The organism is Bradyrhizobium sp. 215_C5_N1_1, assembly GCF_052075935.1.
GTDB lineage: Bacteria > Pseudomonadota > Alphaproteobacteria > Rhizobiales > Xanthobacteraceae > Bradyrhizobium > Bradyrhizobium barranii.
This window is the reverse complement of sequence record NZ_CP197228.1, coordinates 7,252,939-7,278,621: the sequence shown is the minus strand read 5'-3', so window position 1 is coordinate 7,278,621 and position 25,683 is coordinate 7,252,939. Positions and strand designations below refer to the sequence as shown.

Sequence of the window (25,683 nt, the reverse complement as noted above, 5' to 3'; positions counted from 1 at the left end):
ACCACAGCTTTCAGCACCGATAGCGGTGAGTAGTGGCCGTTCTTTTCGGGACGGTTGCGTTGCAGGCCCAGAAATCGGGAGACAAGTCGATGACATCACAAACCGACGAGGCCGCGCAGTCCAGGCTTATGGCGGACATCCCGTACGATCAGCAGACGAAGATCACCATCGAGCGCAGAGGCCAAATTGTACTGATTGGCATCAATCGGCCTTACATCGACAACCGGCTGGATCCGGATGCGACAGAAAGCGTGGCGAGAGCATACTACGAGTATGATCGGGACCCCTCGCTCCGTGCGGCGGTTCTGTTCGGCTATGGCGACCGCTTCTCCAGAGGTGTCGATGTCGATGCCTACAAGGCATTCGCTCAGTCGGGAAAAAAGATGATGGATGGGCCCGGCTTCATCGACCCTCTGGGGCGGACCGGGCCAGCGCTCACGAAGCCTCTGGTTGTCGCGGTGCATGGCGACACCTGGAATATGGCGCACGAGCTTTTCCTTGTAGCGGACATACGCGTAGCGTCGGAAGACACGGAGTTCGGTCAGGATGAGAATACGCACGGCCGTTTTCCCGGAGGCGGTGCAACGGTTCGTTTCCCCAGAGAAGCCGGATGGGGAAATGCCATGCGGTTCATTCTAACAGGCGATCATTGGGGTGCGAAGGAAGCCCTCCGGATGGGAACGGTTCAGGAAGTGGCCCCAAACCGAGATGCGGCTCTCGCGAAGGCTGTCGAGATCGCCAACAAGATCGCCGCATGCGGCCCTCTCGGGATTAAGACGTCCCTGGCCTCCTCCCATATGGCGCTCGAAGACTCTCAGACGGCGCTCGCTAAGCTCGGCGACCAATATAGTGCGCTGCTCACGACCAGGGATTTCCAGGAAGGCCGTGATGCCGAGGCACAAAAGCGTCCACCCGTTTACGATGGACGGTGACAACAAGCTCGCGGACGGTCGTGTTGCGTTCGCGTATCGCCAGCGTATTTCGTTCTACCAAGTCTCGCCGAAGGGCAGGCGCTCTTCGACTGTTGGGCGACGTGCCACGCCTCATTGGGATGGCGGCGGGCTGGATAAAGAAGTCGTTGGGTGCATCGGGACGGGGTTGGCAGTCAACCTCAAAACGGCAAAGGCTCTCGACGTGGCTGTACCGCCAGGGCTCCTCGCCCGCACCGACGAAGTGATCGAGTGAGGACGGCTTACTTCTCCTGATGGCCCCAATGCGAACTGCAAGCGAACTGCGAAGTGGTCCGCTTATCGGGGCGGACCGGAAGTGACCGGCCGACTTCCCAAGCGCCGTTTTTGACCCGTTGCGGACATTGCGTCGCACGGTTAGGGCGGGCTGCCAGCCCTTTTCTCGCTCGGCTCCCGGTTGAAAAATGCTAGGCTGTATGCCTCAGTCGGGCGCTTCAAACGAGTAATTCAATGAGGCGGCGCGAGTTCATCACGCTCGTCGGCGTTGCCGCGGTTATGGGCCCGAGCCCGGCGCGGGCGGAGCAGACGAAAAAGCTACCCATCATCGGATTCTTGGGCCCGGCCTGGTCGGCCCAAGATTTCGAGGATCAGTTGCGCGAACTCGGTTGGATCGCGGGGCGGACCGTTGCGATCGAGTATCGCTCTGCGGAGGGACATACCGAACGCTCCAAGGAAATTGCGACCGAGTTCGTCCGGCTCAAGGTGAATGTCATCGTCACGGTGGGGGGATCTCCGACTCTCGCGGTAAAACGCGCGACATCGCTCATCCCAATTGTCTCCATTTCTGGCGACCCTGTTGGCAGCGACCTCGTCGCAAGTTTGGCCCGACCGGACGGCAATGCGACCGGCCTGGCGCTCAACCCCATCAGTCTTGCCGGCAAGCGCCTCGAGCTGTTGCGCGAGGTTGTCCCAGGTTTCCGCCGCTTGTCCGTTATGGTCAATGCCAATAGCCCCGGTTTCAAAAACAGGATGGATGAGGTGCAGGCGGCGGCATCCGCGCTCGGCCTCGAGGCGACGATATTGGAAATCCGGCGCGCAGAGGACGTTGCATCGGCTTTCGAGGCCCTCAGGGACCGTGCGGACGCACTCTATGCCGTCGGCGTCCCACTCACCTTCGCCATTGCGACCCGAGCGCTGACCGCGCGAATTCCAACGATGTTTGAATACCGAGAGTTCGTCGATGCGGGCGGGCTGATGTCCTACGGCGTGGACGCAACCCACCTATGGCGGCTTGCTGCGACCTTTGTCGACAGGATTTTGCGTGGGGCGAAGCCCGCCGACTTGCCAGTCCAACAGCCGACCAAGTTCGACCTCGTCATCAATCTGAAGACCGCCAGGGCACTCGGTCTGAAAGTACCGGAGTCATTCCTGTTACGCGCCGACGAGGTGGTTGAATGAGCGCGGCTGCCGGGCAGCCACCAAGGGACCGCCGCCCAGGAACTGGCTGGAACGTATGTCGGCCCGAGCTGCATGGTGTGAGACGAGAGCAAATATCGCTGCATTGGACAACAGGCCGAGATTTCGCGAGAGCGGCACGGCGGGCCTCCAGCTCTTATTTTGCGTTTGCGAATACATCCGCTGCGTAGACGACCTTGCCACCCACGACCGTCAGCAGAGACGCCGTGGCGCCAATTTGCTCGACGGGGACGGACATGAAGTCCCGATCGAGAACCGCGAAGTCGGCGAGCTTGCCGTTTTCGAGCGTGCCGCGCCGCGTCTCGTCGAAGCAGAACCAGGCGCTTCCCACGGTGTAGAGGCGCAAGGCCTCTTCGCGGCTGGGTGTTTCGTCCGGGCCGCGCGTCGATAGTCCGCCGACGGTCTTGCCGTCGAGCATCCATTGCAGCGCCACGAACGGATTGTAGGATGCGACCCGATGCGCATCCGTGCCGGCCCCGACATGGACGCCCGTCCGCAACGCCGTGACGATGGGCGGCATGCTGCGCGCGGCTTCGCCCGCCTGCGCCACGATACGGTCGCCTCCGAGGTACATGGCGTCCTGCATGGTCCAGCCCACACCAAGGGCCTTCATCCGCGCCAGCGTTTCGGGCGAGGTGTTGTCGAGATGGGCGATGGACCAGCGCAGCGGCGCGATCGGCGTCTCCTTGTTGACCTCTTCATAGAGGTCGAGGAGGTGATGGACGGATTTGTCTTCCTGCCAATGGATGGTGACCGTCAGCCCTTGTTTTGCCGCCCAGCGAATGATCTCGAGGAACTTGTCCTTCGCCGCCGCGTCGGGCGCGTTGTTGTTGTACATGGCGCCGGTGATCCGCTCGCCGATTCCGTTGAATCGCAGCATGTCGTCGCCGAATCCCATCGGCAGGAACGGCGTGAGGTTCTTGTACTCCTCGAATTCGGCGCCGACATTCTGGGCGAACAGGCTGTAGGAGACACGCACCGAAAGTGATTTTTCACGCCAGAGCTTTTGCAAGGCGGCGTAGTGGCTGGGATAAATGCTGAAACCGCCGGGATCCACGATCCCGGTAATTCCGAGACGATTGAGCTCCGTGAAGAACTGCCGGGTCCCGGCGACATTGTCCTCGAAATTGGGCCTCGGCAGGCGATCGAACAGCGCGGAGATACTGACGATGGAGCCGTTGAACCAGCCCGTGGTTTCGCCCGATGTGGCACGCTCGGCCGTGATCCCGGCCGGCAACTGATCCGCGGAGATCCCGAGGGCTTGCTGCGCCTTCGGCGTCATCAGCAGCGCCGAATAGAACAGCTGGATGTAGGCCGGATTGTCGGGAACGGCCGACATCACCTCGGCGAGCGTCGGCCGCCGCTTCTCCGCAAATTGCAAGTCGCTCCAGCCACCGGCCACGATGATCCAGGACGCCGGGCGCGCTTTGGCCGCCTGGCGCAAGCGTTCCATGGCTTCGCCAATGGTCTTTGCGCCGATCCAGTTGACCTCGGTGGCGTAGGTGAGGCCGGCGCGCACGGCGTGAATATGGGAATCGATCAATCCCGGAATGATCGTGCGTCCGCCGGCGTCGACGCGGCGCGTCGCGGGCCCGATCAGGCCTTCCATGGCATCGTTGCCGCCAACTGCAACGATCTTGCCGTCGCGGACGGCGAGCGCCTGCGCGATCGTCGATGCAGGATCCAGCGTCACGATCTTTGCGTTCGTGACAATGAGGTCGGCCGTTTGTGCGTAAGCCGAAGTGGCCCAGCACGAGATCACCAAAATCGCCAGAAGCTTGCGCATGTTCAGTCCCGGAATGAGAGAGGCAGGAATGAGAGAGGCAGGAACGGCGCCACACATCCGCCGCTGGATGCGCTCGCGGGCATCGCGTGTCGCAACGGGGAGTGTCGCGATCTTGATCATGTCTGGCTCCAACAAAATCAGCCGGTCCACCGGAAAATTCGGTCAAGGCCCAAATCATTGATTTCGCAGCCCGCCTTCGCCCGTCGGGCTTCGGCGCGGCAGCCTTCGCCGCTTCGCTTGCCATTTGCGGCACCGGTTTGCCTAGCCGAAGCTCGCGAAGCGTGTCGGGACCAATCAAAAGCGAGTCGCTTAACCCATTGATTTATCGTGGCCTGCCAAAAATTCGCGAGTCGAGAAACCCAAGAATCATGAGTCGATTTTCACCAAAAGCCAAAACTCGTGAGTCGATAGGGGAAGCGCGCTCGATATTGAGTTCTGAGTTCGCGTTGCCCGCTAAATGTCGTAGGTCGAAGTCTCGTCAAAGGCAGCCTAGCGGGTCGCGACTCGTGAACTAGGCCGCGAATTCTGACAAAAGCTCGAGCCAACCACCTAGTCCTTGATGGATGGAACTCCGCCTGAACCAGGGGCTCGGCTCTTGATCCTAGCCACAACTCCGGCGGCGAACTCACTCTTGCTGCTCAGCCCTCTCAAGGCTGAAACAGGGGATCGATTCCCCTAGGGAGCGCCAGCAAGTGTTTTTCAGTCACTTACATCAACAAATAGCGGCGCTAGCGGCATTCGATAGCGGCAATTCGCGGGGTCGCCACGCTCGCCGGGCGAGTGCTTCGTGAAGTTGAATTTGGTTGGATATGGAAATCGACGAAAACCTGATCCGCCGCGACCTGACGTCGGCGCAACGGGCGAAGCTGATCTCCAAGCGAAAGGCGGCTTGACGGCCTTATGGACAGTTTCGCTAAGGACACGGCGGCAAAATCTGGCAAGTCCGAGCGATCGATTGAGCGCGACGTAACCCGCGCCAAAGCGCTAGGCTCCGACCTTGATCGCGTGGCCGGGACGTCGCTGGAGAAGGAGCGCTTAACTGGACGCGCGGGCGTGCTGCAGACCACAGTAGCGCTTGTTCCAGATTTAACCTTCCGCGACGACATCAAGCTTAATCCGCGTCTTCGATTGCACCCGAGCTGCGGAGCGCTAACCTCTCTGCACCGGACATTGCCCCGTCCGGGTTCACCATGGCGAGGTCGTCGCGCCAAGATACTCGGCGCGGCGGCTTCGTTTATCTACCGCAACGGTATGAGCTTCATTTGGCGAATAAGCCCGACGATGACCGGTTCGATCTCGTTGAGATGCGACGACAGATCACGAACTTACGCTCGCAACACTCTGACAATCTTCTCGTCACATCGCGATTGAACCGCTTCTTCGTGAAGATTGCATTTTTATCTGAGCCGAAGGATGCAGCACACGCGCAGCACCTGCGGTCCGAATTCGCGCGGACGCTGCAAGGTATTGAAACGATCGTCACCCGGAGGCCATCTGCGAAGCGATCTGGTATCGTTAAGCGGCCCAAGTAATGCTAACGCGGGTGCGCTCTTGCGCTCGCCGGGTCCGGGTCCGGGGCCGATGGTCGATGGAGTCGCGAAGTCGTCCTCGTTTCGCGTATCGAAGCCGCATCGCCGCGTTGGCGTTGATGCACCGCATTCCGAGCTTCGCAACATCGCCGGATTTCGTCGGGGAAGGTGGTCTACTCGCTTACGGTGCGTCGAGACGGCGTCATTTTATTCGATCAGCTTACCACGTCAAAGGAATCCTTGAGGGTGCACGAGCCAGCGACTTGCCCGTCGAACAGCCGACGCGGGTCGAGTTATGGATCAACGTTAGAACTGCAAAAGCGCTCAAGCTCGTAGTTCCGACGACACTACTCGCACAAGCTGACTCAAATAATTGAGTAGACGCAAAAGACGTCTATTGGCACGAGCCCGACCAGTCGCGTTGGTCTGCCAAATTCCGTTCACGCGAGTAGACCGGAAGTCACCGGCTCAAAGGTGGACCGGTGCGTACGACCCGGACCTTGGCACGGGACCTCTGTCCTGGGCTTTTCATTAGGACCACGGCGGCTCTTCGCTCGCCCCGATTGCCTCGTGGTGGATTGTGAAGCCCGCCGAACGTCAGCAACACAGTTCTTACAGAGGCAGGATCGAAACCAATATCCTTGGCGTTTGGTGGATGTGCCTCGCTGCCCTTCAATCGGAGCGTCAAGTGCAACTGCTCGCAAAGGTGCCGAACCACGAGATTGACCTGATCGTCAGTCATGATCTGCTTTTCCCGCTACCATCTTGCGGCCCAACTGGTAGCACATCTGATAGCCCTACACGCAACGACCCCGCCTCGCGAGTCGCGTGGTAGGGCCGCCTGCCGTCCGGACTTGGGCTGGATGAGTCGAGCCGGCCAACTCAATTTATTCCCGGTCAAAGTGAAGAGGTGACTGCGCAAAAGGAGCACTCCGTTGGGTATCCTAATGTGACAGATCGATTGTCCTAATTCGGACAGCTCCAGGCGGCTGGCCGCACGCTAAGGGTTCACTCGGGAGGGTCATTCCCCTTCGGCTCTTGTAAAAACTTTGGCGGATGAACTGACCCCTGAGCTGCGACCATCGATCTATCGGGCCTAGTGCTCGACCTCGGAGGTAAGCCGCTTCCCGACATCAGTAGTCACATCGTGACACGGTAACGAAGTCTCAACCCTACCTGGCTCGACCCTCATTTGTGTTTTGAGTTTCCTCGTTTGTATGCTTGAGCATCGCTTTGAGTTCTTCTTCGAGCGATCGCGGCGAAATTCCGAGTGAACCGAATCCCGGCCGGCTGCCCGAGACCATCGTGTCGATCTGCATAAGCTCAACCTGATTGCGCGTGAGCGGCGGGTGCGGCAGGATCTCAGCGAGGCCGGCGGCGGCATTCCAGAAAGCAAAGGGTATTCGCACCAGCATTGGCCGCAATCCGGCGGTGCGCGCAATGGTCCGCAACAGCTCGCCGTATGAGTAAACGCGCGGGCCGGCCAGTTCGTAGATTGGAAACGGTCTTTGTGTTTGCCGCAGGACCTGTGCGATCGCCGCGGCGACGTCGTCCACGTACACCGGCTGAAGCCTCGTCCTGCCGTCGCCGAATAGCGGATAAGCCGGCAGGGTCCGAAGCAGCCCAAGAATTGTCGTGAGAAAGGCGTCGTCCGGCGCGAACATTACCGCCGGGCGGATAACGACTGCGCCAGGGAACGCCGCTTGCACAGCCACCTCGCCCTCGCCGCGATTGCGAATATAGGGCGACGGCGATGTGGGGTCAGCGCCTATGCCTGATAGGTGCACAAACCGTTTGACCCCGGCCCGCCGTGCCACTCCAGCGATCCTGGCGGCCGCTTCGACGTGCACCGAATGAAATGTGTCGCCTCCATGCTCGGTGTAAAGGCTGATCGCGTTGACGACGCCGTCGGCACCCATAACGGCGGCCTCTACAGAGCGCTCGTCATGGGCATCAGCGATGACCTGTTCCGCGTTGTCGCCCTCGGCCCGCGCAGGATGCCGTGAGGCTATACGCACCGTAACGCTGGAGACGCTCAAATGGCGTACAACGCGACAACCAACGAAGCCGGTCCCCCCAAACACGGTCACGCGGTTCATTCCCCGGTCCATCCCACGATCCTGCGCAACGTTCTGTATTGACCCGCCGAGCGCCGCGCGCACTGCCTCAGTGGCCTCCGCCGGCGAACTGCCTTTGTTGAGATGATGTGAGATCACATCAATCAAAATGTGCGCTGCAGGGCCGACCGTTTGCCACTCTCTCCTAGCTTGATCGATTAGCGGCTGCGCCTCATTATAGAGCGTTTCCGCCTGTTCGATGATCGGATGTGCCTTACTGAGAAGATCGATCAGCGCCTTGGTCGCGGGCAACGACCGCTCAATTTGTTCAAGCTGCGCGTCGCTGAGACCGGAAACGTGACCAATGACTTCAATGAGCAAGTGTTTCAGCATAGCGCAACCTGCTGGTAGCGACGCACTAACTCAGGGCAACCAAGCGAAAGTAGGCACGGGCTCGGGGGGCGTCAGTTGTTGTCTCAGCCGACAGGGTCCGGCCGCCAAGCTCTCGGAGCTTGGAACAATCGCGCGCAATGGTGGATGATATTTGATCCACATCGATTATGTCCAGCATCTGGACCCAAATTTTCGTTAGCTGCCTTGGGCAAGGCCTTTGGGGAGTGCAAGGCTGACAAGTCTTGGTACGTCCTAGAAAACACGACGTCGGGCCACTCTGTTAGGACACATCCGGCGGGGCCGCCTTGCCGAAAGAGGCGCGGTATTGAGAACTGTCCTGATGGACGGTGATGGGCTCAGTGCCCAAGTCGAACGGCTTGAAGCGGTGGAGACGGGTCGGCGGCACCGCTGGTCCGAGGACGTGCGTGTGGCCATTTCCCGGCGAAACCGGTACGACACTTTCATTCAGGGATTATTTTTCGGGTCGGCAGAACCTTTAGCGTTACCCAGCCGATCTTGTCGTGACCGCCAATCTTCCGCCAAGAAAAACGATTCTTGTATCGAATACTTGGAGAGCTGTGAAAGGCGATGAGCGGAGAGGTACGTGGGCAACCGCGTGCACTGGCCTAATCTCTGAACCTCAGAGACGCGCTGGCGCGCGGAAAAAACGTCGCGAAATTCGATAGGGGTGATCCAATCTTTGCGCGGACCGCAAGCAGTTCTGGAGCTAGATGCATGAAACTATCCGGCGGAGCGAAGCGAACATCAGGCCACCGCTCATACAGCTGCCGTCGCACGTAAATGCGCAACAATCCGACCATCGTGCAAAAATACGGCGGCGTCTGTCTAGAAACCCCGGAAAAAATCCGCGCGGTTGCGAGGAGCCTCGCCGATTTGCACAGCCGTGGTCATCGCGTCGTGGCGATCGTTTCAGCGATGGGTAAGACGACCGACGAATTAATTAAGGCGGCTTATCAAGTAAGCCCGCATCCCAACCGCCGCGAACTGGATATGTTGCTAACGACCGGTGAGCGCATCAGCATGTCGTTGATGAGCATGGCCCTGTCTGATCTCGGTGCGCCAGCCATTAGTTTTACCGGGAGTCAGGCCGGTGTAATGACAGACGAATCTCATTCTTCCGCGCGAATTTTAGATGTGCGGCCTGCGCGCGTGCTCGAAGAACTCGATCGCGGACGCATCGTGGTTTTAGCGGGCTTTCAAGGCGTGAATCCGCGAACCAAAGAGATCACCACACTAGGCAGGGGCGGCAGCGACACCACTGCCGTCGCCATGGCTGCGGCGCTAAAGGCCGAGCGCTGTGAAATTATCAAAGAGGTCGACGGAATTTGCTCGGCCGATCCGCGCGTCGTGGCGAGCGCAAAGCCATTGCGCCGGCTGGATTTTGCATCGTTATCCGAAATGTGTTTTTGGGGCGCCAAGGTTTTGCATTTTCGCAGCGTGGAGCTGGCACAAAGCCAAAATATCCCTTTGTTCTTACGAAAATGGGGCAATTACGAACACAGCACGCGAGTGATGAAAGAGGTTATCGGAATGGAAACCGGAAAAATTCTGGCCGTCAATTCGATGGCTCGTATTGAGCATGTGGAGATCGCTTCGACGAATCTCAGTCATGGTTTTGAGAAATTTGCGCAGCATCTCAAGCAAAACGGCCTATCTTGGCCGCAAGTCCTCGTCTCGGCTTTCACCGCCGGAAAAACGCGCATCATGATGACTTGCGAGTCGGAAACGCTCGACACTCTGCTGCGCACGCTGGAAAGGAGCAAGGACTTGCGCAAAGGGCGTGAGACTTTGAGTTCGGTGAGCCTCACTTGCTTCGGCGGCGTTTCTTCAGACTTGCCATTTCAGGCGATGCAAATTCTGCAATCCCACGGGATTGTCGTTGAAAAGTACGTTCTATCACCACATTCGATAAATTTGTTCGTTCCTGTGGAGACCCGCGAAGCCGCGGTCAGGGCCTTGCATTCGCTGATCTAACAACCTCTTTGAGAAGATATCACGAAATCGCGTATGGGGAGGGATGGTCAAGAGGGGCGGCTCGCCGGCTCGATGCGGCGACAACGAGAGTTCTTAATCTTGCTGATACGCGCCCGTCCGCCATCGTTGGTGTCAATTTTTTATAGTCGGGAGGCGTCGATCATGCCGGGCACCATTGGTTGGCTACTTCGCGAGGGCGAACGAATTATTGCTTGCAACACAGGTCTATTGGGTGACAAGCACCTTCTAATCGGCGCTACCCGCGTTCGTAACGAAGCGCTTATTCTCAGAGACACACTGGATTACGTGGGCAAGCAGGTCGATGCGATTGTCGCTTATGATGACGCGAGCACGGATCGTACGCTGGAGATTCTATGCGAACACCCGAAAGTCGCTCTGATTGTGACAAATCGTTCATGGGAAGCTGACATCGAGGCGCGCCGGATTGCTGAGGGTCGGCATCGCGGCCTCTTGTTGCAGACGGCGCGCGAGCATTTGCAGTTCGACTGGATGTTTTGCTTCGATGCGGATGAGCGCGTTACCGGGGATTTACGCGGATTCATAGAAGGAACGCATTCTAGCGAATGCGACGGCGTGCGGGTTCAACTGTTCGATGCCTATATGACTCCTGGGGACCACGCACCCTATCAGGCCGATCGCGAACTGTTGGACTTTCGTCGTTTCTTTGGTCCGGAAAGGCGAGACATTCTGATGTTGTGGCGAAACCGGTTGCAGGTCACCTTCGCAGAGCACCATGCGCGCGAGCCGGGTGGCGTTGAACGCGTGGCGACTGGCCTCTATTGCCAGCACTACGGCAAATCGTTGTCGGTCGACCATTGGGAAGAGACCTGCGACTACTACATGCGACACTTTCCGTTCGATACCTACGGACGAAAATGGCGTGAACGCAAAGGTCGAGCAATCCACACCCAATCGGACTTCATGCGGCCGTTGTACGAGTGGGGTGACGGGCTCTTCGCGAATGCGATCAAGATGTGATTGTCCGAAAACTGAGCCGCCCCCGTGCCAATGCGGCCGCTTCGAAGTCGGCTTCGTTGATCTGGACGCGTTTTGGTCTGCGTTCGGTCGTGTTCGTTGTGTTCCGGTGAGATCGTTTCTGGTGCGAAACTGGTGCGGTAGATGGTCTGAGATTTTCGTGCCTGACGTGCTGTTTCGCAACGCCTCCCGAAGATTGTTCGTGACCAGCGCGCCAAACAAATCGCGCCCAACAAGCCTTGCCGCCCCGCGCGGTCGACGAACCTCGCTCCGGGATGAAGCCGGCTCTGACGGTTCCAAACTAGGAACCTGACAGGCGCTGAGCGCAAGAATCCCGGGAGGTGTGAGGCGGCTCACACCCCCACGTCAGGCTTCGCGCTAATCAGATCGCTGCGGGGATTTCTGGCGGACAGGAGATTTCGCATGAAGCCTTTGATCATTTGTTCCATCGCCGCTGTTGGTCTGCTTGTTGCTGTGACCGGCATCCCGCGATCACACTCGAACGCAACGGTCGGGCGCGCCGGAACATCAAGCACGTCGACATTGCAGGGCATGCAAAGCGGTCGAAGCGCAGACAAGCTGCCGGTCGACGATTTTGACGATCGGTCATTGGTCTTTCCGCGGGATTCCAAGCGCTAAGGCATGATCCGAAAAAGTGCGCAGCGGTTTTCCGAAAAGATCATGCTCAAACAACAACCTAAAGCGCGATGACGATTCATCCCAATCTCATCGCGCTTTAGGCAGAAGGCCGCGCAGCAGACCGTTCAGCCAGGGCTCGCAAATCGATGCGCTTGAGCCTGCGAGGTCGAACGAAATCGTGGTCGAGAGGCGGGGCTACGGGCCCAGGAAAGCGGGCGGAATCGGGTAGTCGTTCCCCAAAAGGCCGAGCAATTCCAGCTCGCCTCGATGAGCGTCCAGTTCCAGAATGGCCAAGAGAAGCATCAGCACGGCCGCGGTATAGATGAGGAACGGTGACGTTTCAGCGGGCACATCGTCACGGTGTGGCGGTATCGCATCGCGAAGTGATCGCCACAACGAAATGAAATGCAGATACGTTTTAGGTCGTATTTGCATGACGTCGTCCTCGACGTGTCAGATCAAGCATAGGTTCAGGCTATGCCCGGTTCAAGCCGACAACAGCCGTTGCGGCATTGAGTAGCGGAGCCATGCCCGTCCTGCGGTGCAGCATGGAAACCGGATAACGGCTTCAATCATTGACGAGACCGAGCGAGTGCACGTACGCCGTGTCAACACCGACGACATGCCCGAACGACCTGTAAGCCGCAGATGAATTGGGTCCCACGTCTCAGCACCAGTCTCTGCATCGTTGCCGCTCTGTTGGCGATGCATTCAGCGCCGGCGCCAGCGCAATTGACAGGTCACGGTGGGCCCGTGCGGGCGATTGCGATTTCCAGTGATGGCAAAAATGTTCTGTCGGGCAGCTTCGACACCGCCGCCATCCGATGGTCGCTCAAGACCGAATCCGCCGAGCAGGTCCTTCGCTTTCACTCCGATGCGGTGAACGCGGTGGCCTTCCTGAAGGATGGGCGGATGGTGACTGCCGGAGCGGATGCGAAGGTAGCGATCTGGACGCCTGGCCGGCAGCAGCCGGATCAGGTTTTCGAGGGCCATGGCGCGCCGATCGCTTCACTTGCAGTCTCGCCGGATGGCGCAAGAGTGGCTTCTGCCTCCTGGGACCATACAGTTCGTATCTGGTCGCTCGGCGATGGCGCGCAGCAGGTGCTGGAAGGGCATGCGCAGAACGTCAACGGCGTCGCATTCACGCCGGATGGACGATCGCTGGTGAGCGTGGGTTACGATCGTGAACTGAGGATCTGGCCATTGGCGGGTGGCACCCCTAATGTCATCACGCTGGGCTCACCCCTTAATGCCGTGGCAGTCGCGCCTGACGGCGAGATCGTAACGGGTGGTGCTGATGGCAAGCTACGCTTTCTGATGTCGGAGGGCCGGGAAAGCGGCGAGGTGCAAGCTGGCCAGACGCCGATTGTCGCGTTGTCGATCTCTCCAGACGGCACGTCGGTCGCTGCTGCAGGAATTGGCGGTGTCGTGACGGTCATCGACCGAAAGGCGCGAGGCATCGCGCGAAGCCTGGTCGATACAGGTTCGCCCGTGTGGTCGGTCGCTTTCCTGCCGGACAACGCAACATTGCTGACGGGCGGCGTCGACGGCAGGATCCGGCGCTGGAATGCGCTGACCGGCGCCCCCATCGGCTCATCGTTGCAAGCTACGCCGCACGATCCGCTTGCAGCCTATACGGGAGATCACGGGGCCGAGGTGTTCAGGGCGTGCGTTGCCTGTCATACCCTGTCCGAGCAGGACGCGCAGCGCGCCGGCCCCACGCTTGCGGGCTTATACGGCCGCAGGATCGCGTCGCTGCCTGGTTATCGCTTCTCCGACGCGCTCAAAGCGATGGACATCGTGTGGACGCCCGAGACCGTGTCAAAATTGTTCGAACTCGGTCCGAACGCCTATACGCCTGGCACAAAAATGCCGGAGCAGCGGATTGGATCCGCGAAGGATCGCAAGGCGCTTACGGATTTCCTGGCGCGCGCCACCGCCAAGTAGCTAACGCTTGGTCTCACGCTCACGGAGATAATCATCGGTCGTGCGAGGCGAAGCGCGTTCGGGCACGCCGGCGAACGGGTCGAACTGTTGTTCACTCATGGCGGTGACGCGGCAGTCCGCGCACATTCTGACCACGTCCAGCCGCTTGTCGCCCGCGGGATACATCCAGTGTCGGCCCTCGAGTTTCGCAGCGATCTTCTCGATCGTGCTCTTTACCCCAAAGGGCTTATTGCAGCGGATGCAAAGCGCCGGCTCCTCCTCCTTGATGATCCGTGCCGGAGCCCTTGCGGCCCGGAAATCGATCTGCGGCTTCAGAGTGATCACCTTTTCCGGGCAGGTGCTCTGGCATAATCCGCACTGCACGCAGGCATCTTCGACGAATTTAAGCACGGGACGTTCGGGATCGTCGCGGAGAGCCCCGGTGGGACAGGCCGACACGCAGGCCAGGCACAAAGTGCATCCGTCCGTATTGACGGTAACCGTACCAAGCGGCGCGCCCTGGGACAGCGCAATGACGTCGGTCGGCACAGGCGCAACGCGGTGCAGTTCGTGAAGAGCGAAGCGAAGCAGGTCGCGCCGCTTGCCTACCGTCTTGAAGGTTGCGGGACGCTCCACGGCCGGCGCGGGTTCAATCGACCGCAGCACTTCGCCCAGCACGTCCGGGTCGTCCGTTTCGATAGTCGCAACCCGGCGCCCCGAAAAACCTAATCCGGAAACAATGGCATCAGCCATCGTTATGGTTTGAGAAAGCCCGGAGATGTCGTGCAAAGGTCTTGCGCGGAGGAGAAAGCGTATCCCCGCTGCGCCATAGGCGAAGGATGCCACGACCGCTTCCAATCCAACCTGTGTCACCTCGTTGACGGCGAACGGCAGCACATTGGCGGGAAGCCCGTCGCCGTGGCGGGCGAGCGCATCGATCAGCGTGCTGCCATGTTGGGTGTCGTGCAGCAGCACGACCGCACCGGAGCCGCCGGCTTCGCGGTAGGTCAAAAGCATTGCGCGCAATTTGTGCAGCAGCGCATCGGGCGGCGGAAGGGCATAGGTTGCTGCACCCGTCGGACAGGCCGTGGCGCACTGGCCGCATCCGGCGCAGACCTCGGCGTTGATCTTGACGTGATCGCCATGTGGCGTGATCGCTCCGGTCGGGCAGAGATCGAGACAGCGATGGCAACCCGTCAGCCTCGAGCGCGAATGGACGCAGATCTCTGCGGTGAAATTGACGTATTTCGGCTTGTCGAAGTTGCCGACGAGGTCGCGTGCCCTGAGCACCGCACGCAGCATCGCGGCCGGGTCCCGCGGATCCGCGCGGAGATAGCCGTCGCGCAAGTCATGCGCGGGAAAAAGCGGTTTCCCGCCGGAGAGATCAAGGACGATGTCGCAGCGCGAAGTCAGGCCGTCGCACGGAGCCTCGAAGACGAGCGTATCGCGCGAGGAGGGGCGGGGGGCCGCATAGTCGTCGACCGTCAACTCGAAGGCCCCCAAATGGCCCTTGGCGTTACGGATCGTTCCTTGGACGATCGGAAAGGATGTCGTCGCCGGCGGCATAATCTGTGACGGCTTTGTGATCATGATCGTCACGTCGAGATGATCGGCAAGCAATCGACCAGCTTCGACCGCAAGTTCGTCGCGGCCATAGATCAGGATCACCCCTTCGCTCGATAGGGTGACCAACGGAAAAGCAGGCGCAGCCTCGGACACAGCGGCGAGCAGTGCTGCCATTTTTGGGCCTGCCTTGGTTCCCTCCACCGACCAGCCGGCCGTCTCGCGAAGGTTGATGAAATCCAGTTTCCCCGAACGCCCCTTCGCCTCGTCGCCAAACAGTGGGGCCTCCTGGGTGCAGCCGACGATGAGCGGTCCTTCCGCCTTCGCCGCGTTGCGAAAATGATCGAGCTCGGCCCTGCAGAGCTGGCGGAACTCGGCGATTTCGCTTTTGCGGCATCCTCGCTTCACGGCGGCCGTATCGAGGCGCATCGTGTCTTCGCACGAGCAGATCAGGATCGTGTTCGGCGGATCAGGCATGCGCAGCCCTTCACCTCCTGAAGAGGTCCGGGAACGACGGCGAGCGGACTCGCGTCGCCCCTCCTGGTCGATTAAGTTATTCTCACAAGAGAAGAAAAGAAAGCTGGAGGTCCGCCTGACACCGACAGCCCCTGGGCACTCATCGGTCACGGAGCCAATCAATCTGCCTCCGCCATTCACGCTGGTGAGGCTGCGCGAAAGTCGTGACTCTTTCGCCCATGCCATGCATATCGCCGAAGAGAGTGGGGCAGGTACGCTGACCTACGTGGGGCGGTTCGATCTTGCCGAGTTCGCAGTCGTCCTTGAACCTGGCGAGCCGTTGCGTACCGCGCGCCGCGCTTTCTATGCGGGGATGGTGGCGCTGACCGACGCCTTGCGCGCGTATGCGCCGCCGAACAAGGAGATCGCGATCGACTGGCCGGACGCGATCCGTGTTGACGGCGGCCTCGTTGGTGGCGGGCGGCTCGGCTGGCCTTCGTCCGCAAAGGAGGACGAGCCGCCGCGCTGGCTGGTGTTCGGTGCCATGATCCGAACGGTTGCGATGAGCGACAGGGAAGCCGGCGTTTATCCGCTCGCTTCCGCCCTGGATCAGGAGGGTTTTGGTGAGGCCGGCGCGATTCAGGTGACGGAGAGCTTTGTGCGGCATCTGATGCGCGCTCTCGACGCCTGGCAAGCCGATGGATTCGACGGCATCGCACGCGAGTTTCTAAGTCGGTTGCCGCGTGCGCGGCAAACCACATATGTGATCGCTGACAACGGTGATCTTATTGCCCGCCGGATTGGGACAAACAGGACCGATCGGCACGACCTGAAGAAGGGCTTGCTATCGCCGTCATGGTTCGATTCAATACTCGGAGGACCGCGTCTGTGAAGCTCTTGCGCACCATCGCGCTCGATCCATCCGACACGTTCGTGTTCGACGTGCCGGCGCAGCCCGGCGATTGGGCGGTGTCGGGCGCCTTCCGCTTTTGTAATCGGGATGCAGCGAAGCTGAGCGGCAAGGACCGTTCGGCGTTTCGAAGCGGTTTCCTCGGCGTGCAATCCTGGGGCTGGTCGACACTGGTGCAAATCGTCCCCGCGACTGAAGGCGATCGCCGGACGTTGGTGGAGCTCCTTGCGAAACAACTGGTCGAACGGTTCGGGGCGCCGGACCTTGCAACCGCGCGCCTTGCCGCTGAAGAGGAAGTCGCCTTTGCGCAATCACTCTGCACACATCCCATCAGCGCGCTGATCGCGGTCCACCGCTCGGCGAGCAATGGCGAGGTCCGCGAGTCATTCCGCAGATTGCAACTGCGCGAGGGCCAGCGTCACGGCAAGGCGTTCTCGTTCATGGAAGTGGAGGATGACACCGAGCCCGACAAGGATCTCAATCTTGCGAATATGAGCGAGGAGCCGTCGCGCCGATGAGGGATTTCTGGATCGCCTGCGGCCACCACCTGCTCGATCACAATGCGAGCGGCGGGCTCGTGGTCACGGATGAGTTCCTGAAGGCCTACTTCGTGCGTCCCGAACTGATGCCGCCGAACGACGCTTGCGCGGTCGAACGCAGGTTGCACCAGGAGCTGCTCGCTGACCCGGGCCGGGCAGTCGCTGCGGAGGAGGTAGCTGCGATCGCCGATGCGGATGCGCGGGAGAACTGGCAATTCGTACTGGCATTTCGGAAGCTTCTGCTGCGCGAACCCACGTTGGAAGCGGCCTATCTTGCATTGGTTCGCTCACGTCACGTCAACCTGCCGCCGCTGTTTGTGAACCACCTTGTTCACGTGATCCTGCGAAATGCGCTTGACGGCTGCGAGGACCCGTTCGTGCTGCGCGCGGCCGAACTGTTCTTCCGGCCGCAGCGTATCGTGCCGCACGAACACTTGCTGCTGTTGGGCGACGAGGAAATCATTGGCGGGCCAAGCCAAACGCCCGTGTTGTCGCTGATGTCCATGTTGGGGGCAACAACCGGCGCGGAGATCGACGTCCTCAGCGAGGGGAATGCCGACAGCTACTGGCAGCGCAGCGATCAGTTCGATCTTGCGCTCGATTTCACCGGCGGAACGCGGGGCCCCGCTGCGCTGGCAGAGGCCATGGGGCGCTGGATTACTCATTTGCTTGGATTTGCCGTCGGAATTGAGCCGCTCACCGCCCTGCGCGATGCGAAGCTCACCTGGTATGTTGGGCTCGATGCTGAAGCCACCCGGATGGGCGACCAGCTTTGGCATGGAGAGGCGCTGGACGACCGCACCGCAAGTCGTGTGCTAGCGCTGTTCCGGCTCACTTTTCCAGATTCCAGCCTGGTCGTTGATGCGGTCGGGGGCGAGCCGGTCTACCTGATCCTTGCAACGACCTCCGATCAGCTGGTGCAGATGAAGCCGCAGAATCTGTTGACGGGGTTGCCGATCAAGCACCTGGAGGCTGCAACGTGAGCCCCGGCGCGCTGCCATTGTTGCGCATTCCGGTCGGCGTTGTCGTCGAGCGCCGCAAGGCGGATTCCCCATGGATTGATTTTGTCTGGCGCGGCATCGGCGTCTTGCCGGATGAGTCGGAGATGATGCCGTGGACTGTCCTACGGGCGCAGGAGGGATTGACGCTCTTTTATGCCGGGAACGCCATGGTCGATCTCTATCGCTCGGAAACCGAGCGCTACCGCGACAATCTTGCCACGGGCGCTCCCCGCATCTGGATCGTATTGACTCCCTCCGAGGGCGCCTGGCCCTATGCCGTTTCGGCCGTCACCGCAGATCCAGCGGAAGGCGAGGCATTCACGGAAGCAGGTGCCAATCTGGTCGAAGCGGTGCCAATGCCTGAGATACTGCATAAGGCGATTGAAAATTTCATCGCCGAGCACCACGTCGAGAGGGAATTCGTCAAGCGCGAGCGACGCCGCGCCGATCCTGAGGCGCTTGCGCGGCGTCACCACGACGGTGAGCACGAATGAGCGACGAGCAATTCCTGGCGCGCTGGGCGCGCCGCAAGCAAGAGGCGAAGGCCGGTCACGCTGAACCAGCCCCTGAAGAAGCCGCTGAGGCGCATGGGCCGGCGCTGTCCAACCGGGCCGCGGCAGAGCCGGCTCCCCCGGAGACGGAGCTGTCGAAATTGCCCCCGATTGAATCGATCGATGCTGCCACCGACATCACGGCTTTCCTGCGCAAAGGCATTCCGCAGGAGTTGAGCCGGGCGGCGCTCCGTCGCGCCTGGAGCGCCGATCCCACCATCCGCGATTTCGTGGGGTTGGCGGAAAACGCCTGGGACTTCAACGACCCGAACGCCATGGCTGGCTTCGGTCCGCTGGACTATTCGGCCGAGCAAATTGACGCTCTCGTCCGCCGCGTCGTCGGGGGCGTGGTAGAGGCCGCCGAGGGCCGCCCCAATCCGCGCGAGGCTGCCGAAGACGCCGCGCGATCGGCTCCCGCGGAGGCCGGTTTCGAGCAATCATCAAATCCGGTGAAGGCGATCACGGAACCTCGACCGCTCGGCGAGTTCGCAGCCGCGGAATTGCCGTCGAATTCTACTGCATCGCAACCCGTAGCTGCGAGTGAAGAGACTCCCCTTCGGCACCGCACACATGGCGGGGCGTTGCCCCGGTAGACTGCGACTAAATGCGATAGCCTCAGGCTATGGCTATCAATTGACCGCTCCCGGACACGCGGCTAGTCTTTGTTACGCAAACGCAATCAAGCGCTTGGCCCCCTGGATGGGAGGTCGGCATGCGCGATGCGGGCCTTGAACGAGCCATCGATGCGGCGGGCGGCGTTGCCGAGCTTGCCCGAAAAATCGGTATTGCCCAGCCCTCGGTGTCGAACTGGAACAGGGTGCCCGCGCAACGTGTGATTGCGGTCGAAGGCGCAACGGGTGTGTCGCGCGAAGTGCTTCGTCCCGATCTCTATAGCGAGCCGGCCGCGCCGGACGACGCGGTTGATCCGACCGATGCCGCGCGCGCGCAGGAATACGCGCTGCTTGCAACCTTGCTCTCGTCCGCGCCGTCGGCCGCATTGCTCGAGCAGATCGCGCAACTGCATGGCGATGCGACGCCGCTTGGACGCGCCCATGCAACCATTGCAGAAGCTGCATCGGTAGCGGCCGTATCCGAGGTCGAGCGCGAATATTTTGACCTCTTCGTCGGTCTGGGTCGCGGCGAGTTGCTGCCTTACGCATCCTATTACTTGACGGGGTTTCTCCACGAACGTCCGCTGTCGCGCCTGCGCGACGATCTCGCCGCGCTCGGCATTGAGCGGGTCGAGAGCAATTTTGAGCCCGAGGATCACGCGGCGACGCTGTGCGAGATCATGGCGGGCCTTGCGGTGGCACGCTTCCCAGTGCCAACGGAAGCACAGCGCACATTCTTCGAGAAGCATGTGTCCCGCTGGATGGGACGTTTGTTTGCCGACATGGAGAAGGCGGAAAACGCCAAATTCTACCGGTCGGTCGGAACACTTGGACGAAATTTTCTGGAAATCGAATCCGAGGCTTTCACGTTCGTCAACTGACCAGCGCCGCTGGTCCAGGAGAGATGCGATGAGGGACGAGCAGAGAACGACAGTCGGACGCCGCGATTTCCTTCGCAAGGTCGGCATCGGCACGGTCGGTGCGGGCGCGACGCTGGCAACGCCCTTGATCACGCCTGCTCAGGCGGACAGCGAGACCGACGATGAGAAACGCAAGGCGCGCTACAAGGAGACCGATCATGTGAAGGCGTACTACCGTGTCAATCGCTATCCGGGTTGAGAGGAGGCGGCCGTGCTGATCAGGAGAACACAACAGCGTTCCGAATCCGCTTCACGCGGATCAATCGCGGGAGGTTTGTCCGGGCAAACCAATGGTCTCGACCGCCGCACCTTCCTGCTCCGGTCTGGCCTTGGTGGCGGCGCTCTCGCTGCAGTGAGCACGCTGCCGGTCGGCGGCGTCCGCAAGGCGAAAGCAGCAGTGGCAGGTCCCCTCACATCGGGAGCAACCGTTCGCAAGAGCGTCTGCACGCATTGTTCGGTTGGATGCACCGTGACGGCGGAGGTGCTGAATGGGGTGTGGATCGGCCAGGAGCCGAGCTGGGAGTCCCCGATCAATCGCGGATCACATTGTGCCAAGGGCGCTTCTGTGCGCGAGCTCGTGCACAGCGAGCGGCGGCTGCGCTATCCGATGAAGCTTGTGGGCGGGCAGTGGACGCGTGTCTCCTGGGATACGGCGATCAACGAGATCGGCGACAAGCTCCTGGAAGTCCGCGAGAAATCTGGGCCCGATTCCATCTATTGGCTCGGCTCGGCCAAAATGACGAACGAAGGCGCCTATCTGTTCCGCAAGCTCGGCGCGTTCTGGGGAACCAACAACACGGATCATCAGGCGCGCATCTGCCATTCAACGACCGTTACCGGTGTGGCCAACACCTGGGGCTACGGCGCGATGACCAACAGCTTCAACGATATCCGCAATGCCAAGACCCAGGTCATCATGGGCGGCAATCCAGCCGAGGCGCACCCTGTATCGTTGCAGCATCTGCTTGAGGGCAAGGAGCTTCAAAAGGCCAACTTTGTCGTCATCGACCCGCGCCTGACGCGAACCGCGGCACACGCGACCGAATATGTTCGGATGCGGCCGGGCACCGACATCCCGGTGCTGTACGGCATGATGTGGCACATCCTCCAGAACGGGTGGGAAGACAAGGAGTTCATCCGACAGCGGGTCTATGGATTCGATGATCTCCGGAAAGAAGTGGAGAAGTGGAATCCGGCAGAAGTCGAGCGTGTCACCGGCATTCCCGGCGAGCAGCTCAAGCGCGTCGCCAAGATGTTTGCTACCGAGAAGCCGGCAACGCTGATCTGGGCCATGGGCCAGACCCAGAAGACCGTTGGCACCGCCAACGTGCGGGCCAGTTGCATCGCACTGCTGATGACCGGCAATGTCGGCGGAGCGGGCATGGGCGCCAACATCTTCCGTGGCCATGACAACGTGCAAGGCGCGACCGATGTCGGGCTCGATATCGTCACGCTGCCGTTCTACTACGGGCTCGCCGAAGGCGCGTGGAAGCACTGGTCGCGGGTTTGGGAAGTCGACCATGAGTTCCTGAAGTCGCGCTTCGACTCCAAGCAGATCATGGAAACGCCCGGCATCCCGCTGACCCGCTGGTTCGAAGCGGTGACGCTGCCGAAAGATCGGATCGCGCAGAGGGACAATGTGCGGGCCGTGTTCGTGCAGGGGCACGCCAGCAACAGCATCACCCGCATTCCTGAATCCCTTAATGGCCTGAAGGCGCTCGAGCTGCTCGTCATCGCCGACCCGCATCCGACGACCTGGGCCTCGCTCTCGGTCGAGGCGGGACGCAAGGATGGAGTCTACATTCTCCCGGTTGCCACGCAATTCGAGTGCAAGGGTTCGCGCGTTGCCTCGAACCGCTCGTTGCAATGGGGCGAGCAGGTCGTGAAGCCGATCTTCGAATCGAAGGACGACCTCGAGATCATCTATCTCCTGGCGAAGAAGTTCGGCTTCGCCGACAAGATGTTCAAGAACATCAAGGTCGAGAACAATCTGCCCGAGGCGGAGGATGTGCTGCGTGAGATGAACCGCGGCAGCTGGTCGACGGGATATTGCGGGCAATCGCCCGAGCGCCTCAAGGCGCATATGAAGAACCAGGCGAAGTTCGACATGCTGACGATGCGGGCGCCCAAGGACGATCCCGAGGTCGGCGGCGACTATTACGGTCTGCCTTGGCCGTGCTGGGGATCACCTGAAGTCAAGCATCCGGGCACGCCGCTGCTCTACAACACCAATCTGCACGTGATGGACGGTGGCGGCACGTTCCGTCCGCGCTTTGGCGTCGAGCGCGAAGAGAAGCTGCCCGACGGCACCACGCGCAAGGTCAGCCTGCTCGCGGACGGCTCGTACTCGAAGGGTTCGGCGATCGAGGACGGCTATCCGGAATTCACGCTGGCGAGCCTGAAGAAGCTCGGCTGGGACACGGAGCTCACGGAAGCCGAAATGGCTGTTATCAACAAGATCAACCCGGCCAAGCCAGACGTGGTGTCGTGGTCGCTCGACCTGTCGGGCGGAATCCAGCGTGTCGCGCTCATGCATGGTTGCGTGCCCTATGGCAACGGCAAGGCGCGGATGAATGCGTTCGGCTTGCCCGACCCCATTCCGGTACACCGGGAGCCGATCTACACGCCGCGCGTCGACCTGGTCGCGAAATATCCGACGTTGCCCGACGCCGAGCAGTTCCGGGTGCCCAATATCGGCTTCTCGGTGCAAAAGGCGGCGGTCGAGAAGGGGATCGCGAAGCAATTTCCGCTCATCCTGTCGTCCGGCCGTCTGGTCGAATATGAGGGCGGCGGCGAGGAGACGCGCACCAACCCCTGGCTCGCCGAATTGCAGCAGGACATGTTCATCGAGATCAATCCAGCCGATGCCGCCGAGCGCGGCGTCACGGACGGTGGCTGGGTCTGGGTCACGGGCGCAGAGAACAATTCGAGGGCCAGGATGAAGGCGCTCGTCACCGAGCGTGTCGGCAAGGGCGTTGCCTGGATGCCTTTCCACTTCGGCGGTTGGCTCGCAGGCAAGGATCTTCGCAGCAACTACCCCAAGGGCACCGATCCGATCGTGCTCGGCGAAAGCGCGAACACGATCACCACCTACGGGTATGATCCCGCGACGAACATGCAGGAGACGAAAGTCACTCTCTGCCAGATCGCGGCGGCATAAGGAGCAACGACGATGGCACGTATGAAATTTCTCTGCGACGCCGACCGTTGCATCGAGTGCAACGCCTGCGTGACGGCTTGCAAGAACGAGCACGAGGTCCCCTGGGGCATCAACCGGCGTCGTGTCGTCACCATCAATGACGGCAAGCCGGGCGAACGCTCGGTCTCGATGGCCTGCATGCACTGCACCGATGCGCCCTGCGCTGCGGTGTGTCCGGTGAACTGCTTCTACACCACCGCCGACGGCGTGGTGCTGCACTCCAAGGACCTCTGCATCGGCTGCGGCTATTGCTTCTACGCCTGTCCGTTCGGCGCGCCGCAATATCCGAAGGTCGGCAATTTCGGCTCCCGCGGCAAGATGGACAAATGCACCTATTGCGCCGGCGGTCCCGAAGCCGACGGCAGCAAGGAGGAATACGAGAAATACGGCGCGAACCGGCTTGCCGAAGGCAAGCTGCCGCTTTGCGCCGAGATGTGCTCGACAAAATCGCTGCTCGCCGGCGATGGCGAGATCATCGCCCAGATCTACAGAGAGCGCGTACTGAAGCGCGGCTACGGCTCGGGCGCATGGGGCTGGAAAACCGCCTATCGCGAGACGATCGAGTCCTGAAGCAGGCCGCGGCCACGCGGCGCAGATGCCGAGGAGGAGTTCATGTCGTCATCCGGAAGGTTCATTCCAGTCACCATCGGCGCGTGGGCATTGCTTCTGTTGATCATTGCGGCGCCGGCACCGTCACTGGCCCAGCAGGTCAATCCGACAGCGAGCTCGGTTAACGAGCGGCAGCTGCTCCAGGAAATGGACCGGATCCAGGGGCGCGTCAGCATTCCCGACCAGCGCTCCAGCGTGCTCATGCAGCCGGCTGGCCGCGAGTGGCGTGAATTCCGCAACGTGGCGCTGCGCTGGATTGGCGGGGTTGCCATCCTCGGCATGCTGGCGGTTCTCGTGATCTTCTATTTGACGCGCGGCATGGTCCGTCTGGAAAGCGGACGATCCGGCCGCACAATCGTGCGCTTTTCCTTATTCGAGCGTTTCGTGCATTGGATGACTGCGACCTGCTTTGTCGTTCTGGCGATTTCCGGATTGAACATCACCTTCGGCCGTCCGTTGCTCCTGCCGCTGATTGGCCACGAGGCGTTTTCCGAATGGTCGCAGTGGGCGAAGTATGCGCACAACTACCTCAGCTTTCCGTTCACCATCGGAGTCGTGCTGATCTTCCTGATGTGGATCGCTGGCAACGTCCCGAACAAGGCGGATGTCGATTGGATCAAGCGCCGTGGCGGTATAGTAGGTCACGATCATCCACCGGCCTATCGTTTCAACGCCGGCCAGAAGGCGATCTATTGGATCGTGGTCATCGGCGGAGGCCTGGTGGCGGCCACCGGATATGTGCTGATGTTCCCGTTCTATCTGTCAGGTATCGAAGGGATGCAGTTCGCGCAGATCGTTCACTCCATCGTGGCGATGCTCTTCATCGCGGCGATGCTGGCGCACATCTATATCGGGACGATCGGTATGGAAGGCGCGTTCGAGGCAATGGGCAGCGGCACTGTCGATGTCAACTGGGCCAAGGAGCACCATGGGCTCTGGCTTGAAGAGCAGAATGCGCGCGCCGAAGCGAATGCACGGCCCCGGCCGGCGGCCACCGCGGCGGAGTAGGGATCGCGCGGCCCATAAATGTGCCAGGCGCTTGGTCAGAGCCGCACGCCCGTCGTCGCAAACGCTTGTTGGACGGGTTCCTGGATCTGGTCAAGGACGACAAAACCGGCCGCCGCGATCACAATTGCGGCTGCGCAGGCGAGCAAGAAGGCTTTCATGGCAAGGCTCCGCAGGAGATCGGGGGGTAGTTTATATGAGCGAGCAACCTGCGGACAACTGAATCAGCACGTGTCAAAATCCGATCGTTGGTTGGTCGGTTGGCACGATAGCGCCGCCGAATCTACCACAAGAACGGAGCGACCATAGTCAGCTGTCGAGCAGTAGTTTGACGAAACAACATAGGCAATCATCGCGACTCGTTGGCGCAATCGCTGAGCCGTCAGGAAGAAAACTGTCCGCAGATCATTTAGGTCGCGCCGATGATCGGTACATCGCGCGCCTTTGAATTATGACAAATTTTCTGCTGGCGGCGGCCTTACGGACCGGGCAGCTCGATCCGCGAGCTGGACGAGCACCCGGTCGTGCATGTGGCGTTCAACGACGCCGAGGCTTTTGCCAAGTGGGCAGGCAAGGAACTTCCGACCGAGGCCGAATGGGAATTCGCGGCCGAC

At 60.7% G+C, this 25,683-nt stretch carries 23 protein-coding genes, 1 tRNA gene and 1 pseudogene; 20 read left to right on the top strand and 5 right to left on the bottom strand.

The window, feature by feature from the left end:
* The first annotated feature begins 89 nt into the window (after window positions 1–89).
* The gene (locus AB7G19_RS34800; protein WP_244623263.1) at window positions 90–932 is read left to right on the top strand and encodes an enoyl-CoA hydratase-related protein; all 843 of its coding nucleotides are present in this window, start codon (window positions 90–92) and stop codon (window positions 930–932) included.
* 486 nt (window positions 933–1,418) lie between these two features.
* The gene (locus AB7G19_RS34795; protein ID WP_085403293.1) at window positions 1,419–2,366 is read left to right on the top strand and encodes an ABC transporter substrate-binding protein; all 948 of its coding nucleotides are present in this window, start codon (window positions 1,419–1,421) and stop codon (window positions 2,364–2,366) included.
* A gap of 154 nt (window positions 2,367–2,520) precedes the next feature.
* Here AB7G19_RS34795 and AB7G19_RS34790 read toward each other — a convergent pair whose 3' ends face one another.
* Complete coding sequence (locus AB7G19_RS34790) at window positions 2,521–4,290, bottom strand: amidohydrolase (protein ID WP_245344195.1); 1,770 nt, start codon at window positions 4,288–4,290, stop codon at window positions 2,521–2,523.
* A gap of 483 nt (window positions 4,291–4,773) precedes the next feature.
* On the opposite strand from AB7G19_RS34790, the gene AB7G19_RS34785 reads away from it, so the two are divergent.
* From AB7G19_RS34785 to AB7G19_RS34775, 3 genes are all read left to right on the top strand, one after another.
* Window positions 4,774–4,858: transfer RNA gene (locus AB7G19_RS34785), tRNA-Glu, on the top strand.
* Window positions 4,859–5,070: 212 nt separating this feature from the next.
* Window positions 5,071–5,541 (top strand): hypothetical protein, encoded by a 471-nt coding sequence (locus AB7G19_RS34780; protein WP_167768314.1) that lies wholly within the window; start codon window positions 5,071–5,073, stop codon window positions 5,539–5,541.
* 160 nt (window positions 5,542–5,701) lie between these two features.
* Window positions 5,702–6,076 (top strand): ABC transporter substrate binding protein, encoded by a 375-nt coding sequence (locus AB7G19_RS34775; protein WP_135216936.1) that lies wholly within the window; start codon window positions 5,702–5,704, stop codon window positions 6,074–6,076.
* A 795-nt stretch (window positions 6,077–6,871) separates the two neighbouring features.
* On the opposite strand, the gene AB7G19_RS34770 is transcribed toward AB7G19_RS34775, so the two are convergent.
* Entirely contained in the window at window positions 6,872–8,149 is a 1,278-nt protein-coding gene (locus AB7G19_RS34770; RefSeq protein ID WP_244623454.1) for a complex I NDUFA9 subunit family protein, read from the bottom strand.
* Between the two features lie 801 nt (window positions 8,150–8,950).
* Here AB7G19_RS34770 and AB7G19_RS34765 point away from each other — a divergent pair.
* The 3 genes from AB7G19_RS34765 (at window position 8,951) to AB7G19_RS34755 (ending at window position 11,779) form a co-directional block, all read left to right on the top strand.
* Window positions 8,951–10,144 carry an aspartate kinase gene (locus AB7G19_RS34765; protein ID WP_135216935.1) on the top strand — a complete coding sequence of 398 codons (1,194 nt, stop codon included), beginning with the start codon at window positions 8,951–8,953 and terminating at the stop codon, window positions 10,142–10,144.
* Between the two features lie 162 nt (window positions 10,145–10,306).
* Complete coding sequence (locus AB7G19_RS34760) at window positions 10,307–11,143, top strand: glycosyltransferase family 2 protein (protein WP_085403335.1); 837 nt, start codon at window positions 10,307–10,309, stop codon at window positions 11,141–11,143.
* 420 nt (window positions 11,144–11,563) lie between these two features.
* The gene (locus AB7G19_RS34755) at window positions 11,564–11,779 is read left to right on the top strand and encodes a hypothetical protein (RefSeq protein ID WP_441268749.1); all 216 of its coding nucleotides are present in this window, start codon (window positions 11,564–11,566) and stop codon (window positions 11,777–11,779) included.
* Between the two features lie 195 nt (window positions 11,780–11,974).
* Here the strand turns inward: AB7G19_RS34755 and AB7G19_RS34750 are convergent, their stop codons facing one another.
* Window positions 11,975–12,214 carry a hypothetical protein gene (locus AB7G19_RS34750; protein ID WP_085403298.1) on the bottom strand — a complete coding sequence of 80 codons (240 nt, stop codon included), beginning with the start codon at window positions 12,212–12,214 and terminating at the stop codon, window positions 11,975–11,977.
* Window positions 12,215–12,427: 213 nt separating this feature from the next.
* On the opposite strand from AB7G19_RS34750, the gene AB7G19_RS34745 reads away from it, so the two are divergent.
* Window positions 12,428–13,726 carry a c-type cytochrome gene (locus AB7G19_RS34745; protein ID WP_085403299.1) on the top strand — a complete coding sequence of 433 codons (1,299 nt, stop codon included), beginning with the start codon at window positions 12,428–12,430 and terminating at the stop codon, window positions 13,724–13,726.
* Here the strand turns inward: AB7G19_RS34745 and AB7G19_RS34740 are convergent, their stop codons facing one another.
* On the bottom strand, window positions 13,727–15,697 hold the full coding sequence (locus tag AB7G19_RS34740; protein ID WP_085403336.1) for a 4Fe-4S binding protein: 1,971 nt from the start codon (window positions 15,695–15,697) through the stop codon (window positions 13,727–13,729).
* A 211-nt stretch (window positions 15,698–15,908) separates the two neighbouring features.
* On the opposite strand from AB7G19_RS34740, the gene AB7G19_RS34735 reads away from it, so the two are divergent.
* From AB7G19_RS34735 to AB7G19_RS34690, 10 genes are all read left to right on the top strand, one after another.
* A complete protein-coding gene (locus AB7G19_RS34735) occupies window positions 15,909–16,616 on the top strand; it encodes a biotin/lipoate--protein ligase family protein (protein ID WP_085403337.1) in 708 nt (235 codons plus the stop codon).
* On the top strand, window positions 16,613–17,152 hold the full coding sequence (locus tag AB7G19_RS34730; RefSeq protein WP_063985312.1) for a DUF6505 family protein: 540 nt from the start codon (window positions 16,613–16,615) through the stop codon (window positions 17,150–17,152). The genes AB7G19_RS34735 and AB7G19_RS34730 overlap by 4 nt, the downstream gene beginning before the upstream one ends.
* On the top strand, window positions 17,149–18,156 hold the full coding sequence (locus AB7G19_RS34725) for a DUF6352 family protein (RefSeq protein WP_085403300.1): 1,008 nt from the start codon (window positions 17,149–17,151) through the stop codon (window positions 18,154–18,156). Before AB7G19_RS34730 ends, AB7G19_RS34725 begins: the two co-directional genes overlap by 4 nt.
* The gene (locus AB7G19_RS34720) at window positions 18,153–18,668 is read left to right on the top strand and encodes a DUF3305 domain-containing protein (RefSeq protein WP_071916335.1); all 516 of its coding nucleotides are present in this window, start codon (window positions 18,153–18,155) and stop codon (window positions 18,666–18,668) included. The genes AB7G19_RS34725 and AB7G19_RS34720 overlap by 4 nt, the downstream gene beginning before the upstream one ends.
* The gene (locus AB7G19_RS34715) at window positions 18,665–19,318 is read left to right on the top strand and encodes a DUF3306 domain-containing protein (protein WP_085403301.1); all 654 of its coding nucleotides are present in this window, start codon (window positions 18,665–18,667) and stop codon (window positions 19,316–19,318) included. Before AB7G19_RS34720 ends, AB7G19_RS34715 begins: the two co-directional genes overlap by 4 nt.
* Window positions 19,319–19,437: 119 nt before the next feature.
* The gene (locus AB7G19_RS34710; RefSeq protein WP_085403302.1) at window positions 19,438–20,217 is read left to right on the top strand and encodes a molecular chaperone TorD family protein; all 780 of its coding nucleotides are present in this window, start codon (window positions 19,438–19,440) and stop codon (window positions 20,215–20,217) included.
* A gap of 28 nt (window positions 20,218–20,245) precedes the next feature.
* Entirely contained in the window at window positions 20,246–20,455 is a 210-nt protein-coding gene (locus AB7G19_RS34705) for a twin-arginine translocation signal domain-containing protein (protein WP_063985307.1), read from the top strand.
* Between the two features lie 12 nt (window positions 20,456–20,467).
* On the top strand, window positions 20,468–23,416 hold the full coding sequence (locus AB7G19_RS34700) for a formate dehydrogenase subunit alpha (protein WP_063985306.1): 2,949 nt from the start codon (window positions 20,468–20,470) through the stop codon (window positions 23,414–23,416).
* A gap of 12 nt (window positions 23,417–23,428) precedes the next feature.
* A complete protein-coding gene (gene fdh3B / locus AB7G19_RS34695; RefSeq protein ID WP_063985305.1) occupies window positions 23,429–24,025 on the top strand; it encodes a formate dehydrogenase FDH3 subunit beta in 597 nt (198 codons plus the stop codon).
* 42 nt (window positions 24,026–24,067) lie between these two features.
* Window positions 24,068–25,072, top strand: a complete 1,005-nt coding sequence (locus tag AB7G19_RS34690; RefSeq protein ID WP_063985304.1) for a formate dehydrogenase subunit gamma — start codon at window positions 24,068–24,070, stop codon at window positions 25,070–25,072.
* Window positions 25,073–25,107: 35 nt separating this feature from the next.
* Here AB7G19_RS34690 and AB7G19_RS34685 read toward each other — a convergent pair whose 3' ends face one another.
* On the bottom strand, window positions 25,108–25,230 hold the full coding sequence (locus AB7G19_RS34685) for a hypothetical protein (protein WP_256376430.1): 123 nt from the start codon (window positions 25,228–25,230) through the stop codon (window positions 25,108–25,110).
* 306 nt (window positions 25,231–25,536) lie between these two features.
* On the opposite strand from AB7G19_RS34685, the pseudogene AB7G19_RS34680 reads away from it, so the two are divergent.
* A pseudogene (locus tag AB7G19_RS34680) lies at window positions 25,537–25,680 on the top strand (SUMF1/EgtB/PvdO family nonheme iron enzyme); the annotation flags it as partial.
* Window positions 25,681–25,683: the final 3 nt, after the last annotated feature.